We start from the raw sequence: 12,073 nt of genomic DNA on the forward strand, positions 1-12,073 counted from the left end.
TTTACCATTCCTTTCAACACTCCATTATATCGGATTTTAGCATTTTTTTCAATTTCTATTTCTTTTCAGTTTGGCTCCCTTATTTATAGGAAAATATGGTAAAATAGAACAGACTAAAAATCATCATTTCACGAAAGGATGCAAGATGAAAATTACGCAAGAAGAGGTAACACACGTTGCCAATCTTTCAAAATTAAGATTCTCTGAAGAAGAAACTGCTGCCTTTGCAACAACCTTGTCTAAGATTGTTGATATGGTTGAATTGCTGGGCGAAGTCTACACAAATGGTGTCGCACCTACTACGACTATGGCTGACCGCAAGACTGTACTCCGCCCTGATGTGGCTGAAGAAGGAACAGACCGCGACCGCTTGTTTAAAAACGTACCTGAAAAAGACAACTACTATATCAAGGTACCAGCTATCCTAGATGATGGAGGAGATGCCTAATGACTTTTAATAACAAAACGATTGAAGACTTGCACAACCTCCTTGTCTCTAAGGAGATTTCAGCAACTGAATTGACACAAGCAACGCTTGAAGATATCCAATCTCGCGAGACAGCTATCAACGCTTTTGTTACCATCGCTGAGGAGCAAGCCCTTGCACAAGCTAAGGCTATTGATGAAGCTGGAATCGACGCTGATAATGTCCTTTCAGGAATTCCGCTTGCTGTTAAAGATAATATCTCTACAGACGGTATTCTGACAACTGCAGCCTCAAAAATGCTCTACAACTACGAGCCTATCTTTGATGCGACAGCCGTTGCCAATGCCAAAGCTAAGGGTATGATTATTGTCGGAAAAACCAACATGGACGAGTTTGCCATGGGTGGTTCAGGTGAGACTTCTCACTACGGTGCGACTAAAAATGCTTGGGACCATAGCAAGGTTCCTGGTGGTTCATCAAGCGGTTCTGCGGCTTCTGTGGCTTCAGGACAAGTTCGCTTGTCACTTGGTTCTGATACTGGTGGTTCCATCCGCCAACCTGCTGCCTTCAACGGGATTGTTGGTCTCAAACCAACCTACGGAACAGTTTCACGTTTCGGTCTCATTGCCTTCGGTAGCTCATTAGACCAGATTGGACCTTTTGCACCAACTGTTAAAGAAAATGCCCTCTTGCTCAATGCAATTGCTAGCGAAGATGCCAAAGACTCTACTTCTGCTCCTGTCCGCATTGCTGACTTTACTTCCAAAATTGGGCAAGACATCAAGGGCATGAAAATTGCTTTTCCTAAGGAATACCTTGGTGAAGGGATTGACCCAGAAGTTAAAGAAACCATTCTGAATGCAGCCAAACACTTTGAAAAGCTTGGTGCCATCGTTGAAGAAGTCAGCCTTCCTCACTCTAAATACGGTGTTGCTGTTTACTATATTATCGCTTCATCAGAAGCCTCATCAAACTTGCAACGTTTTGACGGTATCCGTTACGGCTACCGCGCAGAGGATGCGACTAATCTTGACGAAATCTATGTCAACAGCCGTAGCCAAGGTTTCGGTGAAGAAGTGAAACGCCGTATCATGCTAGGAACTTTCAGCCTTTCATCAGGTTACTACGATGCCTACTACAAAAAGGCTAGTCAGGTCCGTACCCTCATCATCCAAGATTTCGAAAACATCTTTGCGGATTACGACTTGATTTTGGGACCAACTGCTCCAAGTGTAGCCTTTGACTTGGATTCGCTCAACCACGATCCAGTTGCTATGTACTTGGCGGATCTCTTGACAATCCCAGTTAACTTGGCTGGTCTACCAGGAATTTCGATTCCTGCTGGATTCTCTCAAGGTCTACCTGTCGGTCTCCAATTGATCGGTCCTAAGTACTCTGAGGAAACCATTTACCAAGCTACTGCTGCCTTTGAAGCAACAACAGACTACCACAAACAACAACCCGTGATTTTTGGAGGTGACAACTAATGAACTTTGAAACAGTCATTGGACTTGAAGTCCACGTAGAGCTCAACACCAATTCAAAAATCTTCTCACCTACTTCTGCCCACTTTGGAAACGACCAAAATGCCAACACCAACGTGATTGACTGGTCTTTCCCAGGTGTTCTGCCAGTTCTCAATAAAGGTGTTGTCGATGCCGGTATCAAGGCAGCTCTTGCCCTCAACATGGACATCCACAAAAAGATGCACTTTGACCGCAAGAACTACTTCTATCCTGATAATCCCAAAGCCTATCAAATTTCTCAGTTTGATGAGCCAATCGGCTACAATGGTTGGATTGAAGTGAAGCTAGAAGACGGTACAACTAAGAAAATCGGTATCGAACGTGCTCACCTAGAAGAAGACGCTGGTAAAAACACCCACGGTATAGATGGCTACTCTTATGTTGACCTCAACCGTCAAGGGGTTCCATTGATTGAGATTGTATCTGAAGCCGACATGCGTTCTCCAGAAGAAGCCTATGCTTATCTGACTGCCCTCAAGGAAGTCATCCAGTACGCTGGTATTTCTGACGTTAAGATGGAAGAAGGTTCGATGCGTGTAGATGCCAACATTTCTCTTCGTCCTTATGGTCAAGAGAAATTCGGTACCAAGACTGAGTTGAAGAACCTCAACTCCTTCTCAAACGTTCGTAAGGGTCTCGAATACGAAGTCCAACGCCAGGCTGAAATCCTTCGCTCAGGTGGTCAAATTCGCCAAGAAACACGCCGTTACGATGAAGCTAACAAAGCAACTATCCTCATGCGTGTCAAGGAAGGTGCTGCTGACTACCGCTACTTCCCAGAACCAGACCTACCCCTCTTTGAAATTTCAGACGAGTGGATTGAGGAAATGCGAACAGAATTGCCAGAGTTTCCAAAAGAACGCCGTTCGCGCTACGTATCTGACCTTGGCTTGTCAGACTACGATGCTAGCCAGTTGACTGCAAACAAAGTCACTTCTGACTTCTTTGAAAAAGCTGTTGCCCTCGGTGGTGATGCCAAACAAGTTTCTAACTGGCTCCAAGGCGAAGTCGCTCAATTCTTGAACGCTGAAGGCAGGACACTAGAACAAATCGAACTGACACCAGAAAACTTGGTAGAAATGATTGCCATCATCGAAGACGGCACGATCTCTTCTAAGATTGCCAAGAAAGTCTTCGTCCACCTGGCTAAAAACGGCGGTGGCGCGCGTGAATACGTGGAAAAAGCAGGCATGGTTCAAATCTCAGATCCAGATGTCTTGATTCCAATCATTCATCAAGTCTTTGCGAATAATGAAGCAGCCGTTGCCGACTTCAAGTCAGGCAAACGCAACGCAGACAAAGCCTTCACAGGCTTCCTCATGAAAGCAACTAAAGGCCAAGCCAACCCACAAGTCGCCCTTAAACTCCTTGCACAAGAGTTGGCGAAGCTGAAAGAAAGTGACTAATTCTCTAGTAGTCACCCAATGGTCAAGCCAGCTACCTTTTCAATCATATAGTTAGGAGACACATGAAAAAGTTTTACGCTCTTTTAATGACCTGTTTATTACTTATTTTTCTATCCGTGCCTCAAATCGTTGATGCGGGTGTCGGACATTCCAGAAGTGGAGGAAGTAGCCGCAGTAGCTCCAGAAGTACTAGTCGCTCAAGTGGAGGTGGAAGTCGTTCTGGTGGCTCATCCTACCACTACTACCGCTCTGGATATGGGTCTTCCTCTGACAGTTCTGCTAACTCTCCCTATCTAGGATTTATGTTCATATTAGTCGGAGGAATCATACTAGTTGTTATCGTCAAATCCTTGCAGAATAAGTCTGGAGATTCGAATTCAACGTACACTAGTAATGATTATCAAACTCTCCATCGTCGAGTTGAACACAACACACTGGCCATTAGGTGTGTGAAATACGGGGATCCAAACTTTGACACGGAAGCCTTCACATCTTGGGTTAAGGAAGTCTACCTTAGATTGCAGGTTGCCTGGACTGAGAAAAATTGGAACTCTGTCCGCGCTATAGAAAGCACTAGTCTCTACTCCCAACACAGTACCCAACTTGAGGATCACATTCGAGCTAAAACAACCAATGTTTTAGAGAAAGTTTGTATCGAAAATGTTCGCATCAAGGAGTTCATTGAAAATCCTGACGGAAACGATACCTTAGTTGTGATTCTGTCATCTACCTTGCGGGACTATGTCATTGACGATGAGAGTCGTCATGTGCTTGAAGGAAACCCTAAAAAAGATCTCTTCACCGTGTATCAATTGAACTTTATCCGTCAACATGGTAGCCAAACGCAAACAGTCAATCCCGACGAAGTTGTGAGCGGTCGTTGTCCAAACTGTGGCGCGCCATTGAAAATCTCTGCAGTTAGCGATTGTGACTACTGTGGTGCCAATCTCTCTCGTAGTCCAAACCAATGGGTACTGGACACCTATGATGTTGTGGATGAAGACGAGCTTTATAATTAGGAGGAATTATGGGATTTATATGTGCAGCCTTATCAGCAGGCTTAAATAGTTTTAATGATAGTAAATTTAAGGAAGCCATTGTCCTTCCAGACAATGTCTCTAGCGATGCCTTGGCCATCAAGGGACAATTACTCACAAAAGACTCCGATGGACATTCGCGTCACAGCAATCAAAATACTGGACTCTTGTCAGATGGCAGTGTGGTTATCGTTCCCCAAGGCTATACCGCTGTTTTGGTAAACAACGGTAGCTTCCTTGGTGAAGTCCTCGAAGCTGGTAGCCACGAATGGCAAGCTGGTGATAACACCTGGCTCCTTGAAAAAGGTGGTTTAAAAGGCACTTGGAAAAACTTTAAAAACCGTTTCTCTTTTGGTGGACAAGTCATCACTCAACAAGAAATCATCTTTATCCGCATGCAACCCATCGCGGGCAATAAGTTCGGCACACAAAATGCGGTCGAATATTTCAGCGAACGTTACCAACAACTGCTCAACATCCGTTTCTATGGCTTGTTTGATGTAAAAATAGCAGATCCAGTCCTCTTCTACGTGAGCTCTGTTAGCCACCAAATTACTGACGGACAGCCATTTACTCTCCAAGATGTAGCTCAAGGAACGCTCCGTCAAAATATCGCACCGAAAATCGCAATCGCCATTACCAAATACACCAACGAAAATAAGGTTGATATTTATAGCCTCAATGCCAATCAAGACACCTTTAACGAACTCACTAAACAAGAGGTCAACAAGGTTTGGACAGGTCTCTACGGGATGGAAGCAACCAATATCTTACTTGAAGATCTTAGCTACGACCAAGAAAGTCTTGATATCATTCGCAAGCTTGATAGTGAGCTCGTAGCAATGAAGTACAACACGATTGAAATCGAAGAACGCCGTGCTCGCAACGAAGCGCTCATTGCTGCAGCTGCCAATGAAGGGAATGGTAATGGGATGAACATGTTTATGGGCATGAATCTTGGCCAAACTCTCGGTGGTCAACTAAGCCAACAAGTTCAAAATCAAGCACCTGCTCAAAACACTGGGCAAACTGCCAGCAAGAATTTTTACATCGAAGTCGATGGAAAATACGTTCTCGTCACCAAAGACGAGGATGGGAATATCGTACCAGTCAACTAATCAAGTTCCTTCTGACATTTGAGTAATGTTGTCTTTTATGGTACAATAAAGAGTAAATTATTTTATTAAAGAGGTAAAAACATGATTGAAGCAAGTAAATTAAAGGCTGGTATGACCTTTGAAACAGCTGACGGAAAATTGATCCGCGTTTTGGAAGCTAGCCACCACAAACCAGGTAAAGGAAACACAATCATGCGTATGAAATTGCGTGATGTCCGTACTGGTTCTACATTTGACACAAGCTACCGTCCAGAGGAAAAATTTGAACAAGCCATCATCGAGACTGTCCCAGCTCAATACTTGTACAAAATGGATGACACAGCATACTTCATGAATACAGAAACTTACGACCAGTACGAAATCCCTGTAGTCAACATTGAAAACGAATTGCTTTACATCCTTGAAAACTCTGATGTGAAGATCCAATTCTACGGAACTGAAGTGATTGGCGTCACCGTTCCCACTACTGTTGAATTGACAGTTGCAGAAACTCAACCATCTATCAAAGGTGCTACTGTTACAGGTTCTGGTAAACCAGCAACGATGGAAACCGGACTTGTCGTAAACGTTCCAGACTTCATCGAAGCAGGACAAAAACTCGTTATCAACACTGCAGAAGGAACTTACGTTTCTCGTGCCTAATCTCTAGAAAGAGGTCATTCTATGGGAATTGAAGAACAACTTGGCGAAATCGTTATCGCCCCACGTGTACTTGAAAAAATCATTGCTATTGCTACTGCAAAGGTAGAGGGTGTACACTCTTTTTCAAATAAATCAGTATCCGATACCCTTTCAAAACTTTCACTCGGCCGTGGTGTTTATCTTAAAAACGTGGACGAAGAACTCACAGCAGATATCTATCTCTACCTTGAGTACGGAGTAAAAGTTCCTCAGGTAGCGATTGCTATCCAGAAAGCTGTCAAAGATGCAGTCCGCGATATGGCTGATGTAGAACTCGCTGCTATCAATATCCACGTTGCCGGTATCGTCCCAGATAAGACACCAAAACCAGAATTGAAAGATTTATTTGACGAGGACTTCCTCAATGACTAGTCCACTATTAGAATCTAGACGCCTGCTCCGTAAATGCGCTTTTCAAGCTCTCATGAGCCTTGAGTTCAGTACGGATGTCGAAACTGCTTGTCGCTTCGCCTATACTCATAATCGCGAAGATACGGATGTACAACTTCCAGCCTTTTTGACAGACCTCGTTTCTGGTGTTCAAGCTAAAAAGGAAGAACTAGATAAGCAAATCACACAGCATTTAAAAGCAAGTTGGACCATTGAACGCTTAACGCTTGTGGAGAAAAACCTCCTTCGCTTGGGAGTCTTTGAAATCACTTCGTTTGACACTCCTCAGCTTGTTGCTGTTAATGAAGCTATCGAACTTGCAAAGGACTTCTCAGATCAAAAATCTGCCCGTTTTATCAATGGACTGCTCAGCCAGTTTGTAACAGAAGAACAGTAAAAAGAAAAAGTGTTTGATAGCTATCAAACACTTTTTCTTTGCCTCCTACTATCTAAAAAAATGATAATAGACATAATTATAAACAAAAATCCAGATAGGTTTTGCATAGATGAGAAAATTGAAAAAACTATGGCACAGGATGGTAATTTTTAAATTCTTTATCCAACGGTAGACAAGGGCATAGAAGAGACCAGCAAAACTAAAAATAGTCAAACTGATAGGATCTCGGTGAGTTAGGATCAAATGACCAAGACCAAAGATAAGAGCTGATAAGATAACATCCAGATAATACTTGGACTGGGGAAAGAAGGTATTCATAAAATACCCTCTGTCAATTAGTTCCTCTGATATAGGTGCGACGACTACTGTTAAACTAAAACTGAGAATAGTTGATAGAAAAGTTGGTTGCCCATTAGAGTATAGAACCGAAAGAAGGTCTTGAAAGATATACTTGTTATCAATTAGGTGATGAAACTGTAACTGAAAAGCATCCACCAATTGACGAACAAAATAAGTAGCTACTAGACTGACTACAAGGGGAAAAATCGTTGACCAAGTCCAAGCCTTTTTTCAAAGATAAAGAGCATCTCTTTCTTTTTTAACCAGAAAACAAATAAAACTACAAGAACTAGTTCCCAAACAAGTGAAATGATAGAATAGCCATCTATCCCCCATCCTAAAAACTTAGTTAGATGCACAACCCCTAACTCTGGTAGATAAACCGATAGAAATACCAGTGATGTATAGACTCCCATATGCCCTAGTTTTTTCATTTCCTTCTCCTTGTGACCTTTTATGTTCTATCCTGCAAATAATCCATAACGCCAAGAATTTCTATAGTTATTAAGGGAACTAGAATTTAAGTAAGGGCTAAATTCCCCAGGATAGGGGCAATTATCAGAATCACCTAAAAATATAACTTTCCCACCTGAAATCTGATCCAGCTCTTCTGTTGAAAGAACTGCAAACTGTTCTGTACCTGTCATTGCAAGTACCTCCTTAAAATAAATTTTTGTAAGCCTACATCTACAGCATACATCTTTTTTGTCTATTTTATAGTCTATCTCCTCAACTGTCAATTTTTCGTCCTGAATTGCATTTTTCCATAAAAAATGAGACCTTTCTAGTCTCATTTAGTCATTCTTAGTATTTTCTAAAGCGTTGGTAACGTTCTTCAATAAGTTGGTCGAGTGGTAGTTTTTGCAGCCTATCTAGTTCTGCACGCAATTCACTTTTAACCCATCCTAGCAGTTCTTTACTTGAGAAATCCTCTTCTGAAATTATCTTGTCTACAATTCCCATTTCTAGAAGTTCATGTGAAGTGATTTTCATCAATTCCGCTGCTTCCATAGCACGACTTCCATCCTTCCAAAGAATAGAGGCAAATCCTTCAGGGCTAAGTACTGCGTAGATTGAGTTTTCTAACATCCAGACACGGTTAGCTACGGCTAGAGCTAGGGCTCCACCAGATCCACCTTCACCGATAATAATCGCGATGATTGGAACCTTAAGGTCACTCATTTCCATCAGGTTTCGGGCAATTGCTTCCCCTTGTCCACGTTCCTCGGCTCCCACACCAGGGTAAGCACCCGCCGTATTGATAAAGGTCACAACTGGACGTCCAAACTTTTCTGCCTGTTTCATCAGGCGCAAGGCCTTACGATAGCCTTCTGGATGAGGTTGCCCAAAATTTCGTTTGAGGTTGTCATGAAGACTTTTTCCCTTTTGGATACCAACGACAGTTACTGCTTGGTCACCTAACCAGCCAATCCCACCAATAACCGCACCATCATCACGGAAAGAGCGGTCTCCATGCAATTCGATAAACTCGTCAAAGATTCCATTGGCAAAGTCAAGTGCAGTCAAGCGACTCTGCTCGCGTGCCTCTCTGACTATTTTTGCAATATTCATCCGCGACTTCCTCCATGCAATCTCACTAATTTAGCAATTGTTTCAGGCAATTCTCTCCGTTTGACAATTGCATCAACAAATCCATGTTCAAGCAAAAATTCTGCCTTTTGGAAATCATCCGGCAAGGTCTCACGAACTATATTTTCAATAACACGGCGCCCAGCAAACCCAACCAAACTCTGTGGCTCCGCTAGGATAATATCACCTTCCATAGCAAAAGAAGCGGTCACCCCACCTGTTGTCGGATCGGTTAAAATGGTTAGGTAAAAAAGTCCTGCCTTGGAATGACGTTGAACTGCCGCAGAAATCTTAGCCATCTGCATCAAGCTCATGATTCCTTCTTGCATACGGGCTCCACCAGAAGCTGTGAAAAGTACGACTGGCAAGTTTTCTACCGTGGCATACTCAAATAAGCGCGTGATTTTTTCACCCACAACGGTTCCCATAGAAGCCATAATAAAGTTAGAATCCATGATCCCAAGGGCAACTTTTTGTCCCTTGATGCTAGCTGTACCAGTCAGTACTGCTTCATCCAAACCTGTCTTTTTACGCATATTAGCTAGTTTTTTCTGGTAGCCTGGAAAGTTTAATGGATCTTGAGTTTCAATACCCGTAAACATCTCCACAAAGCTATCAGAATCAATCGTCAAATCCAAGCGTTCCTGAGCTGAAATACGGAAAGTATAGCTACAATGGGGACAAATTCGTTCGCTCCCGAGATCCTTTTGGTAAATGGTGTGTTTACAACCAGGACACTGGGAGAAGAGTTCATCCGGAACCTCAGGCTTGGCTTGTGGTTTCTGCCTTACGGAACGGTTAGGATTGATCCGAATATACTTATCCTTTTTACTAAATAGAGCCATTGATTCCCCTTTTCGGTTTACACTCTTGAAGTCATTTTATTCTTTTTCTTGATATTTAGGTAAGAAGGTTTCCATCAAGAAGGAAGTATCATAATCTCCAGCAATGACATTGCGATCTGAAATGAGGTCAAGCTGGAAATCAGCATTGGTCTGCACCCCTTCAATCTCTAGTTCATAGAGGGCACGTTGCATTTTCATCAAGGCATCAAAACGATTTTCGCCGTGAACGATGACTTTGGCAATCATACTATCATAATAGGGAGGAATGGTATAGCCTGGATAAACTGCTGAATCCACGCGCAAACCAACTCCACCACTTGGTAGATAGAGATTGGTAATCTTACCTGGACTTGGAGCAAAGTTAGAGGCTGGATTTTCTGCATTGATACGGCACTCGATGGCATGGCCACGTAGGACAATATCTTCTTGCTTCACAGACAAAGGCTGACCTGCCGCAATGCGAATCTGTTCCTTCACGATATCAACACCTGAAACAAACTCTGTTACTGGATGTTCTACTTGTACACGTGTATTCATTTCCATGAAGTAGAAGTTGCTACTTGCTTCATCAAGCAAAAACTCAATAGTCCCTGCATTTTCATAGCCTACAGACTCTGCCGCTCGAACAGCAGCAGCACCAATTTCATGACGAAGTGTTTTGCCAATCGCGATGGACGGGCTTTCTTCTAAGACCTTTTGGTTATTCCGTTGAAGTGAACAATCCCGTTCACCAAGATGGACAACATGCCCCTCTTGATCTGCAAGAATCTGAACTTCGATATGACGAGCTGGATAAATCACACGTTCAAGATACATAGCGCCATTTCCAAAATTGGCCTTGGCTTCACTGGATGCTGTCTCAAAGGCTGCGACCAAGTCTTCTGCCTTTTCAACCTTACGAATCCCTTTTCCACCACCACCTGCTGAAGCCTTGAGCATAACAGGATAGCCAATTTTTTTTGCAACTGCAAGTGCCTCTTCAGCCGTGTGAACTTCACCATCAGATCCTGGGATAACTGGAACCCCAGCCTTGATCATTTGCTCACGCGCATTAATCTTATCTCCCATGGTATCCATTACAGCCCCAGAAGGACCGATGAACTTAATCCCCACTTCATCACACATAGTGGCAAACTTAGAGTTTTCGCTAAGAAAACCAAAACCTGGGTGGATGGCTTTTGCTTCTGTCAAGACTGCAGCAGATAAAATCGCATTGATATTGAGGTAAGACTCTGTCGCCTTACCAGGTCCGATACAGATAGCTTCATCCGCTAGGAGTGTGTGAAGAGCTTCCTTATCGGCAGTTGAATAGACCGCCACCGTCGCAATCCCCAGTTCACGCGCCGCACGGATAATACGAACCGCAATTTCACCACGATTGGCAATTAAAATTTTTCGAAACATGGAGAACCTCCTTAGTTCCCAATTGCAAAAGTAAGAGTACCACTAGCTGCAAGCTTGCCATCCACTTCAGCCTTTGCTTCAACCACAGCTATGGTGCCACGACGTTTTACAAAAGTTGCTGTCATAACCAATTGGTCGCCTGGTACAACTTGCTTCTTGAATTTGACCTTATCCATACCAGCGTAAAAGACCAGTTTCCCCTTATTTTCAGACTTAGACAACTCCAAAACACCAGCTGTTTGCGCTAAGGCTTCCATAATCAGAACACCTGGCATAACTGGGTATTGAGGAAAATGGCCATTAAAGAAAGGCTCGTTGATGGTCACATTTTTGATGGCAACAATGGTGTCCTCGTTCACTTCCAACACACGGTCTACCAGGAGCATAGGATAACGGTGGGGAAGGGCTTCTTTGATTCCTTGAATATCAATCATTTGATACGTACCAATCCTTTACCAAACTCAACCATTTCTTCGTTAGAAACGAGAATTTCCGTTACCACACCATCCTTAGGAGCTGGGATTTCATTCATGACTTTCATGGCTTCGATAATTACCAATGTTTGACCTTTTTTAACACTATCACCAACTGTTACAAAGGCAGGTTTATCTGGACCAGCAGCCAAGTAAGCCACTCCAACAAGTGGGCTCTCTACAACATCTCCCTCAGCAGCCACACTTGTTTCAGCTGGAGCTTCTTCCACTGCACTCTCTACTAGAGTTGAAGGGGCAGAAACTACTGGACTTGCAGCTACTGCAGTTGTCGCTGGAGCAACTTGAGTTGTTACTTCAGAAGCCATTCTTGCTCCATTCTTACTGAACTGCAATTCATCCGTTCCATTTTTATAAGAAAATTCTCTCAAACTTGATTGGTCAAATTGAGCCATCAAGTCTTTGATCTCATTTAAATTCAT

16 protein-coding genes are annotated in these 12,073 nt (G+C 43.1%); 8 read left to right on the forward strand and 8 right to left on the reverse strand.

The genetic code is table 11. From position 1 onward, the window contains the following. The first annotated feature begins 145 nt into the window (after positions 1–145). From gatC to nusB, 8 genes are all read left to right on the forward strand, one after another. A complete protein-coding gene (gene gatC / locus OVN21_RS09270; RefSeq protein ID WP_267248200.1) occupies positions 146–448 on the forward strand; it encodes an Asp-tRNA(Asn)/Glu-tRNA(Gln) amidotransferase subunit GatC in 303 nt (100 codons plus the stop codon). Continuing rightward, positions 448–1,914 (forward strand): Asp-tRNA(Asn)/Glu-tRNA(Gln) amidotransferase subunit GatA, encoded by a 1,467-nt coding sequence (gene gatA / locus OVN21_RS09275; RefSeq protein ID WP_267248201.1) that lies wholly within the window; start codon positions 448–450, stop codon positions 1,912–1,914. Before gatC ends, gatA begins: the two co-directional genes overlap by 1 nt. Then, positions 1,914–3,359 carry an Asp-tRNA(Asn)/Glu-tRNA(Gln) amidotransferase subunit GatB gene (gene gatB, locus OVN21_RS09280; RefSeq protein ID WP_267248202.1) on the forward strand — a complete coding sequence of 482 codons (1,446 nt, stop codon included), beginning with the start codon at positions 1,914–1,916 and terminating at the stop codon, positions 3,357–3,359. Before gatA ends, gatB begins: the two co-directional genes overlap by 1 nt. Before the next feature lie 62 nt (positions 3,360–3,421). Then, on the forward strand, positions 3,422–4,378 hold the full coding sequence (locus OVN21_RS09285) for a zinc-ribbon domain-containing transport protein (protein WP_267248203.1): 957 nt from the start codon (positions 3,422–3,424) through the stop codon (positions 4,376–4,378). Positions 4,379–4,386: 8 nt separating this feature from the next. Further along, positions 4,387–5,514 carry an SPFH domain-containing protein gene (locus tag OVN21_RS09290; protein ID WP_267248204.1) on the forward strand — a complete coding sequence of 376 codons (1,128 nt, stop codon included), beginning with the start codon at positions 4,387–4,389 and terminating at the stop codon, positions 5,512–5,514. Between the two features lie 81 nt (positions 5,515–5,595). Next, positions 5,596–6,156 carry an elongation factor P gene (efp, locus tag OVN21_RS09295; RefSeq protein ID WP_061476385.1) on the forward strand — a complete coding sequence of 187 codons (561 nt, stop codon included), beginning with the start codon at positions 5,596–5,598 and terminating at the stop codon, positions 6,154–6,156. 21 nt (positions 6,157–6,177) lie between these two features. Further along, the gene (locus OVN21_RS09300; RefSeq protein ID WP_267248205.1) at positions 6,178–6,567 is read left to right on the forward strand and encodes an Asp23/Gls24 family envelope stress response protein; all 390 of its coding nucleotides are present in this window, start codon (positions 6,178–6,180) and stop codon (positions 6,565–6,567) included. Continuing rightward, positions 6,560–6,982, forward strand: a complete 423-nt coding sequence (nusB, locus tag OVN21_RS09305; RefSeq protein WP_267248206.1) for a transcription antitermination factor NusB — start codon at positions 6,560–6,562, stop codon at positions 6,980–6,982. The genes OVN21_RS09300 and nusB overlap by 8 nt, the downstream gene beginning before the upstream one ends. 48 nt (positions 6,983–7,030) lie before the next feature. Here nusB and OVN21_RS09310 read toward each other — a convergent pair whose 3' ends face one another. Genes OVN21_RS09310 through accB form a run of 8 tightly spaced genes read right to left on the reverse strand, consistent with a single transcriptional unit; the run spans position 7,031 to position 12,073 of the window. After that, the gene (locus OVN21_RS09310; RefSeq protein WP_267248207.1) at positions 7,031–7,477 is read right to left on the reverse strand and encodes a CPBP family intramembrane glutamic endopeptidase; all 447 of its coding nucleotides are present in this window, start codon (positions 7,475–7,477) and stop codon (positions 7,031–7,033) included. 35 nt (positions 7,478–7,512) lie between these two features. Beyond that, positions 7,513–7,755 carry a hypothetical protein gene (locus tag OVN21_RS09315; RefSeq protein WP_267248208.1) on the reverse strand — a complete coding sequence of 81 codons (243 nt, stop codon included), beginning with the start codon at positions 7,753–7,755 and terminating at the stop codon, positions 7,513–7,515. Between the two features lie 27 nt (positions 7,756–7,782). Further along, on the reverse strand, positions 7,783–8,115 hold the full coding sequence (locus tag OVN21_RS09320; protein ID WP_267248209.1) for a bacteriocin: 333 nt from the start codon (positions 8,113–8,115) through the stop codon (positions 7,783–7,785). 10 nt (positions 8,116–8,125) lie between these two features. Further along, entirely contained in the window at positions 8,126–8,893 is a 768-nt protein-coding gene (locus tag OVN21_RS09325) for an acetyl-CoA carboxylase carboxyl transferase subunit alpha (RefSeq protein ID WP_267248210.1), read from the reverse strand. Further along, positions 8,890–9,756 (reverse strand): acetyl-CoA carboxylase, carboxyltransferase subunit beta, encoded by an 867-nt coding sequence (accD, locus tag OVN21_RS09330; protein ID WP_267248211.1) that lies wholly within the window; start codon positions 9,754–9,756, stop codon positions 8,890–8,892. The genes OVN21_RS09325 and accD overlap by 4 nt, the downstream gene beginning before the upstream one ends. A 36-nt stretch (positions 9,757–9,792) precedes the next feature. After that, the gene (accC, locus tag OVN21_RS09335; RefSeq protein ID WP_267248212.1) at positions 9,793–11,160 is read right to left on the reverse strand and encodes an acetyl-CoA carboxylase biotin carboxylase subunit; all 1,368 of its coding nucleotides are present in this window, start codon (positions 11,158–11,160) and stop codon (positions 9,793–9,795) included. Between the two features lie 11 nt (positions 11,161–11,171). Beyond that, on the reverse strand, positions 11,172–11,594 hold the full coding sequence (gene fabZ, locus OVN21_RS09340) for a 3-hydroxyacyl-ACP dehydratase FabZ (protein WP_267248213.1): 423 nt from the start codon (positions 11,592–11,594) through the stop codon (positions 11,172–11,174). Beyond that, complete coding sequence (accB, locus tag OVN21_RS09345) at positions 11,591–12,073, reverse strand: acetyl-CoA carboxylase biotin carboxyl carrier protein (RefSeq protein ID WP_267248214.1); 483 nt, start codon at positions 12,071–12,073, stop codon at positions 11,591–11,593. The genes fabZ and accB overlap by 4 nt, the downstream gene beginning before the upstream one ends.

It is taken from the genome of Streptococcus sp. Marseille-Q5986 (assembly GCF_946902915.1).
Classification (GTDB): domain Bacteria; phylum Bacillota; class Bacilli; order Lactobacillales; family Streptococcaceae; genus Streptococcus.